General features: G+C 72.3%; 21 protein-coding genes. 5 read left to right on the forward strand and 16 right to left on the reverse strand.

Annotation, left to right across the window (positions count from 1 at the left end):
- Nucleotide 1 precedes the first annotated feature (1 nt).
- From QQG74_RS01370 to QQG74_RS01390, 5 genes are all read right to left on the reverse strand, one after another.
- The gene (locus QQG74_RS01370; RefSeq protein WP_341721098.1) at nucleotides 2-1072 is read right to left on the reverse strand and encodes a hypothetical protein; all 1071 of its coding nucleotides are present in this window, start codon (nucleotides 1070-1072) and stop codon (nucleotides 2-4) included.
- 222 nt (nucleotides 1073-1294) lie between these two features.
- A complete protein-coding gene (locus QQG74_RS01375; protein WP_341718482.1) occupies nucleotides 1295-1987 on the reverse strand; it encodes an ABC transporter permease in 693 nt (230 codons plus the stop codon).
- On the reverse strand, nucleotides 1984-2826 hold the full coding sequence (locus tag QQG74_RS01380; protein ID WP_341718483.1) for an ATP-binding cassette domain-containing protein: 843 nt from the start codon (nucleotides 2824-2826) through the stop codon (nucleotides 1984-1986). The genes QQG74_RS01375 and QQG74_RS01380 overlap by 4 nt, the downstream gene beginning before the upstream one ends.
- On the reverse strand, nucleotides 2823-3161 hold the full coding sequence (locus tag QQG74_RS01385; protein WP_341718484.1) for a PadR family transcriptional regulator: 339 nt from the start codon (nucleotides 3159-3161) through the stop codon (nucleotides 2823-2825). Before QQG74_RS01385 ends, QQG74_RS01380 begins: the two co-directional genes overlap by 4 nt.
- A gap of 165 nt (nucleotides 3162-3326) precedes the next feature.
- Nucleotides 3327-4046, reverse strand: coding sequence for a PP2C family serine/threonine-protein phosphatase (locus QQG74_RS01390; RefSeq protein ID WP_341718485.1), 720 nt, complete (start codon nucleotides 4044-4046; stop codon nucleotides 3327-3329).
- Nucleotides 4047-4108: 62 nt separating this feature from the next.
- Between QQG74_RS01390 and QQG74_RS01395 the strand changes: the two genes are divergently transcribed.
- A complete protein-coding gene (locus QQG74_RS01395; protein ID WP_341718486.1) occupies nucleotides 4109-5221 on the forward strand; it encodes a LuxR C-terminal-related transcriptional regulator in 1113 nt (370 codons plus the stop codon).
- 28 nt (nucleotides 5222-5249) lie between these two features.
- On the opposite strand, the gene QQG74_RS01400 is transcribed toward QQG74_RS01395, so the two are convergent.
- The gene (locus QQG74_RS01400) at nucleotides 5250-5417 is read right to left on the reverse strand and encodes a hypothetical protein (RefSeq protein WP_341718487.1); all 168 of its coding nucleotides are present in this window, start codon (nucleotides 5415-5417) and stop codon (nucleotides 5250-5252) included.
- A gap of 92 nt (nucleotides 5418-5509) precedes the next feature.
- Entirely contained in the window at nucleotides 5510-5758 is a 249-nt protein-coding gene (locus QQG74_RS01405; RefSeq protein ID WP_341718488.1) for a hypothetical protein, read from the reverse strand.
- A gap of 297 nt (nucleotides 5759-6055) precedes the next feature.
- On the opposite strand from QQG74_RS01405, the gene QQG74_RS01410 reads away from it, so the two are divergent.
- On the forward strand, nucleotides 6056-6247 hold the full coding sequence (locus QQG74_RS01410; protein ID WP_341721099.1) for a DNA-binding protein: 192 nt from the start codon (nucleotides 6056-6058) through the stop codon (nucleotides 6245-6247).
- Nucleotides 6248-6318: 71 nt separating this feature from the next.
- The gene (locus QQG74_RS01415) at nucleotides 6319-6519 is read left to right on the forward strand and encodes a DNA-binding protein (RefSeq protein ID WP_341718489.1); all 201 of its coding nucleotides are present in this window, start codon (nucleotides 6319-6321) and stop codon (nucleotides 6517-6519) included.
- Between the two features lie 83 nt (nucleotides 6520-6602).
- Here the strand turns inward: QQG74_RS01415 and QQG74_RS01420 are convergent, their stop codons facing one another.
- Complete coding sequence (locus tag QQG74_RS01420) at nucleotides 6603-7148, reverse strand: XRE family transcriptional regulator (RefSeq protein ID WP_341718490.1); 546 nt, start codon at nucleotides 7146-7148, stop codon at nucleotides 6603-6605.
- 54 nt (nucleotides 7149-7202) lie between these two features.
- On the opposite strand from QQG74_RS01420, the gene QQG74_RS01425 reads away from it, so the two are divergent.
- On the forward strand, nucleotides 7203-8411 hold the full coding sequence (locus QQG74_RS01425; protein ID WP_341718491.1) for a benzoate/H(+) symporter BenE family transporter: 1209 nt from the start codon (nucleotides 7203-7205) through the stop codon (nucleotides 8409-8411).
- 9 nt (nucleotides 8412-8420) lie between these two features.
- Here QQG74_RS01425 and QQG74_RS01430 read toward each other — a convergent pair whose 3' ends face one another.
- The 7 genes from QQG74_RS01430 to QQG74_RS01460 form a co-directional block, all read right to left on the reverse strand.
- Nucleotides 8421-9080 (reverse strand): response regulator transcription factor, encoded by a 660-nt coding sequence (locus QQG74_RS01430; protein WP_341718492.1) that lies wholly within the window; start codon nucleotides 9078-9080, stop codon nucleotides 8421-8423.
- Entirely contained in the window at nucleotides 9077-10231 is a 1155-nt protein-coding gene (locus QQG74_RS01435) for a histidine kinase (RefSeq protein WP_341718493.1), read from the reverse strand. The genes QQG74_RS01430 and QQG74_RS01435 overlap by 4 nt, the downstream gene beginning before the upstream one ends.
- Entirely contained in the window at nucleotides 10231-11064 is an 834-nt protein-coding gene (locus QQG74_RS01440; protein ID WP_341718494.1) for a CPBP family intramembrane glutamic endopeptidase, read from the reverse strand. The genes QQG74_RS01435 and QQG74_RS01440 overlap by 1 nt, the downstream gene beginning before the upstream one ends.
- A 159-nt stretch (nucleotides 11065-11223) precedes the next feature.
- Nucleotides 11224-11583: a hypothetical protein gene (locus tag QQG74_RS01445; protein ID WP_341721100.1), complete on the reverse strand. Its 360-nt coding sequence runs from the start codon at nucleotides 11581-11583 to the stop codon at nucleotides 11224-11226.
- A 101-nt stretch (nucleotides 11584-11684) separates the two neighbouring features.
- Nucleotides 11685-11918 (reverse strand): hypothetical protein, encoded by a 234-nt coding sequence (locus QQG74_RS01450; protein WP_341718495.1) that lies wholly within the window; start codon nucleotides 11916-11918, stop codon nucleotides 11685-11687.
- Nucleotides 11919-12000: 82 nt separating this feature from the next.
- Nucleotides 12001-12462: a large conductance mechanosensitive channel protein MscL gene (gene mscL / locus QQG74_RS01455; protein ID WP_341718496.1), complete on the reverse strand. Its 462-nt coding sequence runs from the start codon at nucleotides 12460-12462 to the stop codon at nucleotides 12001-12003.
- Between the two features lie 39 nt (nucleotides 12463-12501).
- Nucleotides 12502-13185: an FCD domain-containing protein gene (locus QQG74_RS01460; protein ID WP_341718497.1), complete on the reverse strand. Its 684-nt coding sequence runs from the start codon at nucleotides 13183-13185 to the stop codon at nucleotides 12502-12504.
- Between the two features lie 50 nt (nucleotides 13186-13235).
- Here QQG74_RS01460 and QQG74_RS01465 point away from each other — a divergent pair, with 50 nt between their 5' ends.
- A complete protein-coding gene (locus QQG74_RS01465; RefSeq protein ID WP_341718498.1) occupies nucleotides 13236-14576 on the forward strand; it encodes an MFS transporter in 1341 nt (446 codons plus the stop codon).
- 25 nt (nucleotides 14577-14601) lie between these two features.
- On the opposite strand, the gene QQG74_RS01470 is transcribed toward QQG74_RS01465, so the two are convergent.
- Complete coding sequence (locus QQG74_RS01470; protein WP_341718499.1) at nucleotides 14602-14958, reverse strand: STAS domain-containing protein; 357 nt, start codon at nucleotides 14956-14958, stop codon at nucleotides 14602-14604.
- Between the last annotated feature and the right edge of the window lie 108 nt (nucleotides 14959-15066).

Here is a 15066-nt window from a genome sequence, read left to right on the forward strand (position 1 = left end):
CTCAGCGGAGCGTGCTGCCGGTGACGACCGGCTTACCGGCGCCGAGGAAGAAGATGCCGGGGAAACCGTCGGTCTCGAAGCCGTGGCTGGGGTTGCGGCGCACCGTCGACCCTTCGATGCGCAGGGTGCCGGTGCGGTTGTTGCTGACGAAGAAGATCGCCCCGCCGCCCTCCTTCGCGTCGTTGCCCTCGATGGTCGTGCCGGCGATGCGTACCGAGAACTCGTTGCCGTCGCAGTAGATCGCGCCGCCGCTGCCGCCACCCGGGGTGCCGGGCTTGGCCGGATTGGCGCCGTTGCCGACCGCCGCGTTGCCCCGGAACGCGCTGTTGAGCACCTCCCAGGAGACGCCGATGCTGCTCAGCGCGCCACCGTTGGCGCACGAACCGCCGGTGAAGGTGCTGTTCACCACGTACACCGGCTGGTTGTCGTGCTGGTCGAGCACCCGGATGGCCGCACCGCCGAGGTCCGGGCCGGTGCGGTCGCAGCGGTTGTCGGCGAAGTGCGAGTTGACCACCTTGAGCCGGCCGCCCCGGACGAAGATCGCGCCACCGCCGCCGCCGTCGGTCCGCTGGCCGGTGGCGTCACCGTTGGCGAAGCCGAGATTCTGCACGGTCAGTTGCGGATGGTCCTGGTTGTTGCAGTGCGAGGTGGTCCACCCCTGGAGCGGGTCACAGGTGTTCATGTAGAGGATGCGCCGGCGGCCCTGCCCGCTGAGGGTGACCTTGCCGCCGCCGTCGAGCACCACCCGCGGACCGTTGGCGTTGCGTACCTTGGCGGTCGCCGCCATCTCGATGGTCACCGGGTCGGGGCCGCAGTCGAAGGTGATGATCCCGCCGGCCGCCACCGCCCGGACCACCGCCGCCGAGGTGCAACTGGCCGGCGTGCCGGTGCCGACGGTGCGGGTCGGCTTCGAGGTGTCGACCGCCCGCGCCGCAGCCGGCACGGCGGCTCTACCGGCCGAGTTGCCGCCCGCTGCACCGGCCGACGCCGCTGGTCGCCCCGGGCTGGCGCTGCTCGGCGCGCTGCCGAGACCGCTTCGGCCCGACGGGGTGGCGGCGCCGCTCTGCGGCAGCTCGCCCTGCGGCGCTGCGGTCGGCGGCTGCTCGCCCTCCGCGAGCGGTGCCTCGGTGCCACTGACGTACGGCGCCTGGCCGCTGCGCGGGTCGGCGCGGGGCACCGAGGGGCCGCCGCAGCCGGCCAGCACGGTGACGGCGACACCGAGGGTGATGACGGATCTCAGACGCACCCCGTGATGCTAGAAGCCATTCGCCGCCGGAGCGAGCACCATCGCTGGTCAGACGAGAGGGGCGTGGTGCAGGTGCCGGCGGCGGCGCAGCCGGACGCCGAACACCCCGGCGACCGTCACGATCATCAGCGCGGTGACCACCACCGCGTGCAGGATGCCCCGACTCAGGTAACCGCCGTCGGTGTGGTCCACCGCCCAGGTGGCGATCTCCCGGCTGGACCAGAACGGCGTCAGCCTCGCCCCGGAGCTGGCCGGGTCGAGCAGCATCTGCATGGCGACCACGGTGAGCAGCAGCAGGGTCCCCTCCAACTCGCGGGGAAGCAGGGTGCCGATCAGCATGCCGAACGGCGCGGCCACCGCCACGCAGCAGAGCATCGCCACGGCGATCCCGCCGTACCGCAGGTTGGCCGCGTCGAAGACGGTGAGCAGGAAGAACGGCACCGAGACGGCCAGCCCGAGCGCCCACAGGCCGAGCATCCGCCCGAGGTAGAGGTGGTGCGGGCGGTAACCGGCGAGCCGCAGCCGGGGTTCCAACTCGCGAGCGGCGCTGGTGGCGAAGAGCGCGGCGGTGCTCACCGCCCAGCTGATGCCGAGCAACAGCGCACGAACCGACTGCCCGACGTAGGAGTCCCGCCGAATCAGCCAGAAGACCAACGGCATCAAGAGCAGAAGCAGCAGTACGCCCCGACGGCGCGCCAGCTCCCGCAGCGTCATCTCGGCCACGGTGACCAGCCGGTTCATGAACGGCCTCCATGCTGGGCGGAAGTGCGACCGCCCGACTGGGCGGGGGTCAGGTCGAGCACCACGTCGACCCGGTCGAGCTGGTTGAGCAGGTGGGTCACCACCACGATGGCCCGACCCTCGTCGCGCAACCGGATCAACTGATCCCAGAGGTTGACGTAGCTGCCCTGGTCGAAGCCCTGGTACGGCTCGTCCAGCAGCAGCACGTCCGGCGCGGCGAGGGTGGACATGGTCAGGTTCAGCTTCTGCCGCGTACCGCCGGAGAGGTGCCGGGCGAGTACGTCCCGATCGGGCTCCCAGCCAAGTTGCTGGGCCGCCGCCCGACCCGCGCGTCGGGCCGGTCCCCGCGCCATCCCCTGCCCGGCACCGACCAGCACGAAGTGTTCGTCGGGCAGCAGAAAGTCGACGGTGCCGCCCTGCTGCGGGCAGTAACCGAGCCGACCCGAGACGGTCACCGCACCGGCGTCGGGTGAGATCAACCCGGCACAGATGCGCAGGAAGGTGCTCTTGCCGCAGCCGTTGGCGCCGACCACGGCGGCGATCTGCCCGGCACGTACGGTAAGCGTCGCGTCCCGGAGCACCGTGCGTCGGCCGTACCGCTTGGTGATGCCCTTGGCGTGCAGCCGGACCGGGCCGGGGCGCGGGCCGGGCGCGGTGCCGATGCTCTCCACGATCGCGGCGGCGTACGCCTGCGGCGGGCCGAAGACCAGCCACGGGTCGCCCCCGCCCTCACGCAGGTGCGTGGCGGCCTCGGCGACCACATGTCGGGCGGCGTCGGCCGCCACCCGGCGCTGGTACAGCTCGGCCCCGAAGGCCCGTAGCCACTCGTCGGCGTTCACCCGTCGACCCCCTTCGTGACGATGCCGGTCACCGGCGCCACGAACGCCAACCAGGCGTTGCCGCCGTGTCGCAGTGCCGCCCGCCCGTCGTCGGTGAGCTGGTAGTACTTGCGGGCCGGACCCGACCCGCCGGCCCGCCACTGCGCGGTGACCAGGCCGGTGCGTTGCAGTCGCAACAGCACCGGGTAGAGCGTGCCGCCCTGGATCGGCCCGACGCCTGCGGCTTCGAGCGACTGGGCCAGCTGGTAGCCGTAGGACTCACCCTCGTGCAGCAGCCCGAGTACGCAGAGGTCGAGCACTCCACGCAGCCACTGCCCGCGACGGTCGGAATCCACCCGCCGAACCCTAGCGGCGCTATCTAGATGGCACAACTACCTAGTTGGGTCGGCAGCTCCTCAAAATCCGGCTCGAATCGCTCTCAGCCCCGGCCGAGCGGCTCCCGCCCCGGCCGAGCGGCTCCCGCCCCGGCCGAGCGGCTCAGCTGGCCCCGCCGAGCCGGCTCAGCCGGCCACGACGTCGGAGATCACGACGGTGACGTTGTCCGGTGCGCCGGCCTGATGAGCCAGCTTCACCAACTGCTCGCCACACTGCTGACGGTCGCCGTGCAGGCTCAGCGTGGCGGCGATGGCGTCATCCGGCACGTAGTCGGAAAGCCCGTCGCTGCACAGCAGCAGCCGGTCCCCGACCGCCACGGTGACCACTCCCATCGTCGGCGGCGCGTCGTTGCCCTGCACCGCTCGGGTCACCAACGAGCGCTGCGGATGGTGCCGGGCCTGTTCCGGGGTGAGCGCCCCCTGGTCGACAAGCGCCTGCACGAAGGTGTCGTCCCGGGTCAACTGGCGCAGCCGGCCCTCGCGGAGCAGGTAGCAGCGGGAGTCGCCAACCTGGGTGAGGATCAGCTTGTCCCCGGCGAGCAGCGCCGCGGTCAGCGTCGTACCCATGCCGTCGCGGGCCGGGTCGGCCGCTATCGCGGCGTGGATGCGCTGGTTGGCCGTGCTCACCACGGCACGCAGCGCGTCGGCGGCGGCGTCCGGGTCCGTCGGCGGGATCAACTCGTCGAGGATCCGGATGACGATCTCGCTGGCCACCTCTCCGGCGGGCAGCCCACCCATGCCGTCGGCCACCGCGACGAGACGGTCGCCGGCAAGCGCCGAGTCCTCGTTGTTGGTGCGAACCAGGCCGATGTCGTTGAGGATGGCCGAGCGGAGGATCAGCGTCATGGGACAAGCTTGCCAAGAAGACCCTCGCCGCGTCTCTACGCACTACTACGTAGGGTGGGGGAATGTTGCCGGTGTCCATGGTCGGGCGCGCCGGTGAGCTGGCCGAGCTGGACCGGGCCTGGTCCACCGTGGTCGGTAATCGCCGCCGGTCGCCGGCTGTCGCCGTGGTCACCGGAGGCGTCGGCGTGGGCAAGAGCCTGCTGGTCGCCGCCGCGCTGGACGGCTTCACCCCGCGCCCCGAGGTGATACTCAGCGGGGCCGCCCGACTACACAGCCCCGCGCCGTACGACTGGTTGGCCGCCGTGTTGAGCGGACGCGACACCGGCCGGCTCGATCTGCCGGCGGACGCATTGGCCTGGCTGGCCCAGCACCCCACCGCGCCGCGCGAGCGCTACGCACCCGGCACGCTGCTCCGGCTGGCCGTGCGTACCGTCCGGATGCTTGTGGGTGCGGGCCCGGCGGTGCTTGTGGTGGAGGATCTGCACGCGCTCGACCCGGCCAGCCTCAACCTGGTCGGCGAGCTGGCCACCGCCGCCGGGCTCTCGGCCCTGCTGATGGTGGCGACCCGGCCGGCGGCGCACGCGGTCGCGCCGGAACTCACCGGCCGCACCCTGGCCCGCCTCTGCGGGGTACGCGGCGCCGTGCGCCAGCATCTCGGCCCGCTGCGCCAGGCCGAGGTCGCCGAGGTGCTGACCCAGGTGTACGCCGACCCAGCGCCCTGCGCCCGCCTGGTGCACCGGGTCTGGCAGCACACCGGCGGCAACCCGTACGCGCTCACCGAACTGCTCGCCGCGCACGCCGGCCAGCCCCCGGAGGCGCTGCTCGCCCCGCCGCCGCTGCCCTCCTCTTCGTCGTCGCCCTTGCCGTCGTCCTCGTCCGCGCCCTTGTCTTCGTCCCCGTCCTTGCCGCCGGCCGTCCGCTCGTCTTCGCCCGATCCCTCGCTTTCGGCGGGCGGCGGGTGGGCCGAGTTGACCGGCCGGGAGGTCGAGGTGCTCGACTGCCTGGTCGCCGGGATGTCCAACAAGCAGGTGGCCCGGGCCCTCGGCATCTCGGTGCGTACCGTCACCGTGCACGTGTCCAACCTGCTACGCAAGACCGGCTCGGCCTCGCGTACCGAGGTGGCGCTCTGGGCGGTCCGGCAGCGCCGCGCGGCACCCACCCCCGCCGACCACTGACCAGCGCCGGCCAGCCGGCGTCAGGTGGCTACGTCGAGCGGCGGACCGGCACCCAGTCCGTGAACCGTTTGTGCAGACTAGCCAGCGGCGTGCCCGAGCCCAGCTCGGCGAGTTGCTCGGCGGCCTCCTCGCGCAACGTCACCAGATAGACCAGCAGCCCCGGCATGTTGCCGTGGTACTGCGCCAGTAGCAGCAACTTCGCGGGAGAGCACGGCCACGACGCGCCACACGCCGAACAGCGCCACGTCGGGCGGACCGCGACATGGTCCCGAACGTGCGGTCGGCGGGTCACCGCGCAGCCCGCGCGGCGTTGCGGGGGACCTTCGTGCGGCGGCTGGCCCGGTCTACGACGGGTTGCAGCCCGGCCGGCATCACGAACAGCTCGCGGCGGGCGATGGCGTCGCCCCGCGCGTCGAGCACGTAACAGTCGACCCACGTCCATCCGTGGTACGTGCGCCGCTCCGTACGCTCGCGGATCACGCGGACAGTGATCGATTGGCGGAACTGGACCGACGCCCTCCGGGTCAGCAGATACACGCCAGACTCGACCCGAGGCGTGCCGTCGGCACGCGGGCCGCAGGTCTGTCCCGGCGTTCGGGGGTGCCATCGGGTACGGGGTGCTGCGTTCACGGGTCTCTGCTCAGGCATGGGCCGACCTCCGTCTACGCGGGACTTGGCGGCGTCCTCGGGGACTCGAGCCTTCCCGATCGCCCTCCTTAGCCTCGCCTTGTTCCGGTCGCGCGTCAAGTACTCATGACGGGTTGTCTCGCGTCAGGCTTGACGCGCGACTGGTACCCGCGTGCCTAACGTCAGAACGTGGCAAAGCTCCGACTGATGGGTACGCATGAGATTCGGGTGCGGCTCGGTGGCATCAGCCGGCAGCGTGTCTACGAGTTGACCATGCGTCGCTCGTTCCCCGAGCCGGCCGCCGAACTCGAACAGGGCCGCGTGTGGCTGGCCGAAGACGTCGAGCGGTGGATTGCCGAGCATCGGAGCGACCTCACGGACAGCGAAGGCGGCGACTAGCCGAAGCCCGCTGATGCATAAGCACTGCCCGCCCAATCGCCGGCCGGGCCTGGTGTGGCTACCCTGCGCGCATGCCAACGCACCTGTACGGGCGCGGTGAGATCGCCCGACGCCTAGGCGTCAGCAGGCAGCGTGCGGGCGAGATCATCGACCGTGCGGACTTCCCGGAGCCATACGACGTGCTGGGCATGGGTGCCGTCTGGCGGATCGCGGACGTCGAGGAATGGATCAGGCGGAACCGTCCGCACCTCGCCGAGGAGCCGGAGGCGTAACCGGCACGGCCGGCTCTTCCTGCCTCGCGCTGTTAACAAGGGGCCCTTCCTATACACCAGGCGTTAATAGGGGGCCCTTCCTTTCATCCCTGCCTTGGGTAGCGGAGGAGGAGGCTGGCGGCTACCTCTTCGTCGCCGACGGCGGCGTACACGTGGGGCACGTCGGAGGTCCAGCGGAGGTGTCCACCGGCGGCGGCGGTCAGCGGTGCGTCGGCCGGTCCGGCCCGCAGCACCCCGGCGAAGACCGTCACGTGCTCGGTGACGCCGGCCTGGTGGGCGGGGGAGAGCTGGCCGGGGCCGGGTGCGACCCGCATCCGGTACAGCTCGTAGGTGGCGTCCGCGTCGTCGAAGACCTCAAGCAGGGTGGCGCTGACCGCCGCGCCGCGGACGGTCGGTTCGGCCGTCGGCCCGGAGAGCACGGCGGTCAGCGGTACGCCGAGCTGCGCGGTGACCGCGTACAGGGTCTCCAGGGTGGGGTTGCGGCTGCCGTTCTCCAACCCGGAGAGGGTCGCCTTGCCCACCTGGGCCTGTCGGGCCAACGCGGAGAGCGAGATGCCTCGCGCCTCGCGCAGGGCACGGACCCGTCGACCGACCGCCGTGGGGTCGGGGTCTGCTGGTGGTTGGGACACCCCGCTATGGTGCTACATGCTGCTGTTCCGTAAACGGAACGATCGGGGTGGGAGATGGCGGGACGGGTACAACCGGTGCTGGCCGGGGTGGTGACCGCGCTTGTCGGGTTCGCCAGCTCGTTCACCGTGGTGCTGGCCGGACTGCGGGCGGTCGGGGCCACCGAGCGTCAGGCCGCCTCCGGGCTGCTCGTGCTCTGCGTCGCCTCCGGGCTCTGTGCCGCCTGGCTGGGGCTGCGGCACCGGCTGCCGTTGAGCGTGGCCTGGTCCACGCCGGGCGCGGCGCTGCTGGTCGCCACCGGGCCGGTTCCCGGTGGTTGGCCGGTCGCGGTCGGGGCGTTCCTCGTCTCGGGAGCGCTCATCGTGGCCGCCGGGCTCTTTCCGGCGCTGGGGCGGGCGGTCGCGGCGATCCCCAAACCGGTCGCCGGCGCGATGCTCGCCGGAGTGCTGCTGCCGCTCTGTACCGCGCCGGTCCGCGCGCTCGTCGAGGTGCCTGCGCTGGCCGCGCCGGTGGTGCTCTCCTGGCTGCTGCTGCACCGCTTCGCCCGGCGGTGGGCGGTGCCCGGTGCGCTGGTGGTGGCGGTGGTGGCGATCGCGCTGACCGCCCCGGCGGGCGGCACCGGCGGACTCCGCCCGGTGGTCGAGGTGACCGCGCCGCAGTGGAGTCTCTCGGCCCTGGTCGGCCTGGCGCTACCGCTGTTCCTGGTGACCATGGCCGCGCAGAACGTGCCCGGTACCGCCCTGCTGGTCGGCTACGGCTACCGGCCGCCGCTCGGCTCGGTGCTGCGGACCACCGGGCTGGCCACCCTGGCCACCGCTCCGGCCGGCGGACACGCGGTCAACCTGGCCGCGATCAGTGCCGCGCTGGCCGCCGGGCCGGACGCGCACCCCGATCCGGACCGCCGCTGGATCGCCTCGGTCACCGCCGGGGCGGGGCTGGCGCTGCTCGGGCTGGGCGCCGGTGCGGTGACCACCCTGGTCGGCTGGGCGCCGCCGGTGCTGATCGAGGCGGTCGCCGGCCTCGCCCTGCTCGGCGCGCTGGCCACCGCGCTGACCTCGGCGCTGGCCGAACCCGAGGCCCGGGAGGCCGCGGTGGTCACCCTGGTGGTCACCGCCTCCGGCGTCTCGCTTGTCGGCATCGGCGGTGCCTTCTGGGGCCTGATCGCCGGCTGCCTGATGCTCCTGCTCTTCCGCTCCCGCAGCAGGCGTCCAGCCGACACCCCGGCCACCGTGCCCACCCCGCGCGAAGAAGAGGCCCGAAGGTAGCACCGGCACTCACGTCACCAGGCCGGAGCGGTACGCGTACACCACCGCCTGCACGCGGTCGCGCAGGTCGAGCTTGGTGAGGATGCGCGACACGTACGTCTTGACGGTCTCCTGACTGATCACCAGCCGGGCCGCGATCTCGGCGTTGGAGAGGCCGTCGGCGATCAGGCGCAGCACCTCCAACTCGCGCGGGGTCAGTCCCACCTCGTCGGGCGTGCCCTCGGCGGGCCGGATGCGGGCCGCGTACCTGCCGACGAGTTGCCGGGTCACCTCGGGCGCCAGCAGCGCGGCACCGCTGGCGACGGTGCGGATGCCGTGCAGCAGTTGCGCCGGTGGGGCGTCCTTGAGCAGGAACCCGCTCGCCCCGGCGCGCAGCGCCTCGTAGACGTACTCGTCGAGGTTGAACGTCGTCACCACGAGCACCTTGACCGGCTGCTCCACCCCGACCCCGGCGAGCAGGCGGGTCGCCTTGATGCCGTCGAGCACCGGCATCCGTACGTCCATCACCACCACGTCCGGGCGCAGCCGGCCGGCGAGGTCGACCGCCGCGCGCCCGTCCCCGCACTCGCCCACCACCTCCAGGTCGGGCTGCGCGCCGATGATCGTCGCGAAGCCGGTACGGATCAGCGGCTGGTCGTCGCAGACCAGCACCCGGATCGGCGCGGTCACGACACGCTGCCGGTGGGGATGCGGGCCCGCACGACGAATCCGGCACCCTCCCGGCGTTCCGCGCTGAACTCGCCGCCGAGCACGGTGACGCGTTCGCGCAGCCCGGCCAGGCCGCGTCCGCTCCCGCCCGGGCTCGAAGCGGATGCGTCCGAGCCGTCGGTGCTGATCTCCACCGTGATCTCACTTTCCCCGTGCCGCACGTGCACGGCGGTGCGGCTGCCGTGGGCATACTTCAGGGCGTTCGTCAGCGCCTCCTGCACGACCCGGTAGGCGGCGACCTCAGCGCCGCCGGTCATCTCCGCCGGGCTGCCCTCCTGGCTGAACTCCACCGGCTGCCCGGCCTGCCGGGTCTGCTCGACCAGGGCGGGCAACTCGCCGACGGCGGGCGTACGCGGCTCGGCGCTGTGGTCGGGGTTGAGCAGGTCCAGCAGGATCCGCAGGTCGGCGATGGCCCGCCGGCCGGTGTCGGTGATGGCGGTGAGGGTGGTGTCGAGGCGGTCCGGGGCGGCGGTCAGGTAGCGCGCCGCCTCGGCCTGCACGACCATCGCCGTCACGTGGTGGGTCACGACGTCGTGCAGCTCACCGGCGATGCGGGAGCGTTCGGCGGCGCGGGCGGTCGCGGCGACCCGGTGGCGACGCTCGGCCTCGGCGATCCGGCTCTGCCGCAGCCAGGCCCCGGCACCCCAGGCGAGGGCCAACGCCAGGTAGAACGTGAGGAAACCGCTCACGCCCTCGGTCGAGCCCTGCCGGTCGAGGGCGACGGCCAGCGCCACGTACGCGGCGGAGCCCACGACCATGGTGGTGCGCCGGCCACGTTCCAGGTAGGCGCCGGCGCTCAGCAGCGCGACGGCAAGCGCGGCGCCCGCGACCGTGTGGTAGGCGCGCAACTGGTCGATGGTGAAGCCGAGCGACACCAGGGCGAGGGAGATCGCCGGCCAGCGCCGGCGGATGGCGAGCGGGAGGCACTCCAGGGTGATCGCCACCACGGCCAGCGCGTCGAACGGACGGCCGGGCAGGTCGCCGAGCTGCGTACCGCGGTCCTGCAACGCCGGCACCGCGGAGGCGAGGGCGATCAGCAGCGCCAACGGGAGATCCCGGACCGTGACGGGCCAGCGCCGCCACAAGTCCGGGAACGTCCGCAGGTTGACCATCAGGAGACGGTAACGCTCGCCGCCGGGGCGTCGACCACGCGGCGACGCGGCACGATGCGACCGCGACGGTGGGCCTGCCACAGGAACACCACGGTCAGCACCAGGCCCGCCGCCACCGCGTACAGGCTGCCCTCCGGCCCGAAGTCACCGCCGCTGAGCAGCGTCGGGCCCGACGTCGTGGCGTCCAGCAGCCCCTTCGACTCGCCGTTGCCGGAGACCACGACGCCGAAGATGCCGGCGGCGGCGAAGTTCCAGCCGAAGTGCAGCCCGATCGGCACCCACAGGTTGCGGGTGGCGGCGTAGCAGGCGGCGAGCATGAAGCCCGCCTGGATCGCGATGGCGGTCGCGCCCCACAGGCTGGCGTCCGGGTTGAGCAGGTGCATCAGGCCGAACAGCGTGCCGGACAGCAGCAGCGCGAGCCAGGTCCCGAGGCGTTCCTCGACGAGGCGGAACAGCAGGCCCCGGTAGAGCAACTCCTCGGTCACGGCTGCGGCGGCCATGAACCCGAACAGCCCCGCCATGCCGGACATCGAGCCCGAACCGTGTACGTGGTAGCCGCCCATGAAGGCGATGTTGACGATGACGGCGGCGAACATGGCGAATCCGATCACCGTCCCCCGGACGATCCGGGCACCGGCCCCGTCCCGGGCCAACTCGGTGACCGCACGCCCTTCGGTGCGGCGCACCACCCACTCGTACGCGAGGACCGCGGCCACGGCGGTCGCCATCCCGATGGCCAGGGTGAGCCAGGGGTCGCCCTGCACCGCCACGACGGCCCGGTTGCCGACGAGGCTGACCACCGCGACGGCCAGGATCTGCTTCAACACACGCATGAGGATTCCTTCGAGAGGTGACCGGCAGGAGCGCCGTGATCACCTGGAACGCTATGGATTCGCGGGCCGGGAATCGTCACCGTGCGGTGGACACTTGCGGGTAGCTCGTACGGGGGACAAGCGTGCTTGCGATGAGCAGTTTGCGATGACCAGTGGGGGTCAGATCTCGGCGGGTAGATCGGTGGTCAGGGCGTCGAGGAGGACCTCGCCGTCGGTGACGGTGGCGATCTGGTCGGCCGGCACGTAGACGGCGCCGGTGGGGACCAACTCGGTGGAGACCTTGAGATAGCCGGTACGCAGCAGTCGGGCGGCCAGGTCCGCCGGCACGTCCGGCTCCTCGGTGGCCGCGGACTCGATCAGCTCGTCCAGGCTGCTGCCGGGGTCGGCGGTCGGTGCCTGCACGGTCACCGCGTTGGGGTCGCCGCGCTGGACGAGGTCCACCGTGCCCACGTCGATGCCGGCGGAGTCCACCACCCGCATCCCGGTGGTGACCTTCGATACGACCGCTCGCTGATCGATGCCCTGCTGTTCCATTCCCGCGCGGTTCCCCCTCCCACCTCCCCCCAAACCTCACCCACCCGCACCCGCCCTCACCCCGGAGGGGGCAGGGCGGGGATGGGTCAGGGGGATGGCGGGCGGGGGGAGAGTTCGCGCCAGGGATCGGCGGGGTGGAGCAGGGCGCGGATGGTCTCCTCGGCCTCGTCGAGGGTGTCGTACTCGTAGAACCGGGAGGCGCCCTCGGCACCGCCGGCGCGTTGCTCGACGTACCACCGGTCGGCGTCCACGCGGAGGAAGACGTCGCGTCGGGCCAGGCGCCCCCATTTCCCGTTCCACCAGTGCTTTCGCTGCTCCATGGCGGGACTCTATCGAACAGGTGTTCGACTTTGTGCGGCCCCTGCGGGATTCCCGCAGGGGCCGGTGTGCAGGTGTCCCGGTTCAGCGCTGGGTGGGCGGTTCCTCCCGGCGGCCGAGCACCTCGTCCAGCGCGCCGCGCTGCTGCCCGGGGGTGGTCCGGCCGGCGGCGACGAGCGCGTCCCGGATCTCGGTGAGCAGTTTGATCTCCTCGCTCGGCGCGGCCGGCGGCGGCTCCTCACCCCGCCGACGCCGCTCGGCGAGCTTGTTCATCGGGTACACCACCAGGAAGTAGAGCGCGGCGGCGGTGAGCAGGAACGTGATCAGCGCGTTGAGGAACGCTCCCCAGGTGACCGGGTTGTTGGTCCCCAGCGAGAACTGGGCTCCGTCACCGGCGGGGCCCTGACCGATCAGGTTGATGATCGGCTGAAGGAACGAGCTGGTGAAGGAGGTGACCAGGCCGGTGAAGGCGGCACCGATGACGATGCCGACCGCCAGGTCGACGACGTTGCCGCGCATGATGAAGTCTTTGAAGCCCTTGAGCATCCGTACTCCTGAGGTCTCCGGGTTTCCGTCGCGGACAACCTATGCCTCGGGCGCGGACTCCAGAAAAGCGCCGGCCTCCCGGGCGGCCCGCTCGGCATCGCCGGCCCGGATCGCCGCCACCAGCCGAGCGTGGTCGACGTGCCGCTCCGGGGTCAGCGCGTCGCCCATCGCCTCGGCGACGGTGCTGCGGACCGCGGCGCCGATCGAGGCGTACAGCTCGGCGAGCATGCTGTTGTGTGCCGCCGCGACCACCGCGCTGTGCAGTGCCGCGTCGGCGGCCACGAACTCGGCGACCCGGCCGCCGCGCCAGGCCGCCTCGCGGGCGGCGAGCGCCTCGTCGAGCGCCGCCAGATCCTCATCCGTACGCCGCCGCGCGGCCAGCCGTGCCGCCGCCACCTCGAAGGCGTGGCGCACCTCGACCACCTCGGCCGTCCGGTCCTCGCTGAGCCGGCGGGCCACCACCGGGGCCAACTCGTCGGTGGAGACGACGTAGGTGCCGGAGCCCTGCCGGCACTCCAGCACACCAGCGTGCGCGAGGGCCCGTACCGCCTCGCGCACCGTGTTGCGTCCGACGCCGAGCGCCTCGACCAGTTGCGGCTCGGTCGGGATCCGGCTGCCCACGGGCCATTCACCAGCCATGATCCGCTGCCGCAGCTGCGCGATCGTCTCTCGTATCCGTTGACCCCGGGGCGGGACGGCAGCGGAATCAATCGGCGGTGGCACTGGTTACAACCTCTCGCACGAATTCATCCCATGATTGTAGGTTCGAGGTCATGCCCCCGTCACCCGCCGGCACCTCCGCGTCCCCGACAACCACCGTCGGCGGGCCGTCACCCGCGGTGACCCCGGCCGCCACCGACGAACCCGGACCGGTCGCGCCCGACCCGGCCGCCGCCCTCGGCACGACGGTCCGGAGCGGCACCTCCGGTGCCACCGGCGGGCTGTTGGTGCTGGCCGGGATGCTGCTGGTGGCGCTGAACCTGCGCGCCGCCGTGACCAGCCTCGGCGCGCTGCTCGACGAGGTGCGCGTCGGGCTCGCGCTCTCCGGCACGATGGCCGGCTTCATCACCACCCTGCCCACAATCGCCTTCGCCGGGCTCGGGGCGGCCACCCCGTGGCTGGTCCGCCGGTTCTCCCCGGCCCGGCTGCTGGTGTTCGGGATGCTCGCCCTCGCCACCGGTCAGTTGCTGCGGGCGGTCACCGGCTCAGCCGTGGTGTTCCTGCTCACCAGCGCGCTCGCGCTGGCCGGCATCGCGGTGGCGAACATCCTGCTGCCGATGCTGGTCAAGCAGCACTTCCCGCACCGCACCGGGCTGGTCACCGGGGCGTACACGATGGCGTTGACGGTGGGTACGACGGTGGCTGCCGCCGCCGCGGTGCCGGTGGCGCACGCCTTCGGTTCGTGGCGGGCGGGGTTGGGCGTCTGGGCGGGGCTGGCGGCGGTGGCCGTACTCCCGTGGCTGCCGGCGGCGCTGCGCAGCCGGGCTGCGGCCCGGCGGGCTACCCGGGGTGCGGCGACCGGGGCCCGCCTGGTGATCCGACCGGGGCGCACCCGGCTCGGCTGGGCGATGGCGGTGTACTTCGGGGCGCAGTCGCTCAGCGGGTACGCGATCATGGGCTGGCTGGCCCAGTTGTTCCGGGACGCGGGTTTCCGCCCGCAGGACGCCGGGCTGCTGCTCGCCGGAGTCACCGCGCTCGGGGTGCCGATCGCGCTGCTGATGCCGGCGCTGGCCGGCCGGTTGGGCACCCTGCGTCCGCTGATCTTCGCGTTGACCGCGGCCTCCAGCCTGGCGTACCTGGGGCTGGCGTTCGCGCCGCGCGACGGCGCGGTGCTCTGGGTGGTGCTGCTGGCGTTCGGTCAGGGTGCGTTCCCGCTCATCCTGACCACCATCGGGCTGCGCGCCCGCACCGCCGACGGAACGGTGGCGCTGTCGGCCTTCGCGCAGAGCACCGGGTACGTCATCGCGGCGTTGGGGCCGCTGCTGGTCGGGGTCCTCTACGAGACCACCGGCGGATGGCTGGCACCGGTCGGCTTCCTGCTGGTCGCCCTCGCGGTGCAGACCGGTGCGGGCATGCTGATCGCCCGCCCCCGGTACATCGAGGACGAGCGCTGAGTTGGCAGGACGGGGCGGGCGGGCGTCAGGGCGAGGCGGGCGTCGTGTCGCCAGCGACCGCCTGCTCGACGGTCGGATACGTGTGCAACACCTCGACCAGACCGCTCACCTCCAGAATGCGCAGCACTCCACGCTGCGGGGCGGCCAAGCGCACCACGCCGCCGGCCTCGTCGCAGCTGTTCTTGGCACGGACGAACACCGACAGCCCGGTGGAGTCGCAGAACGAGACGTCCGACAGGTCGAAGACAAGGCGACTGCGCCCCTTGTCGAGCAGGTCGGTGATCTGGTCCTGCAACTGCGGTGCGGTGGCCATGTCCAGTTCGCCCGCGACCGACACGACGACGACGTCACCGTGCTGTTCCGTGTGCACCGTCAAGGACATTCGCCAGACCTCCTGTTTATCTCTGGAACGGTATCCCACCCGAGTCCTCGCGCGCAGAACGGGAGCGCAATGGGTGTCCACCATCATTCGGTTGCTCTGCGGCAAGTA

It is taken from the genome of Micromonospora sp. FIMYZ51 (assembly GCF_038246755.1).
GTDB lineage: Bacteria > Actinomycetota > Actinomycetes > Mycobacteriales > Micromonosporaceae > Micromonospora.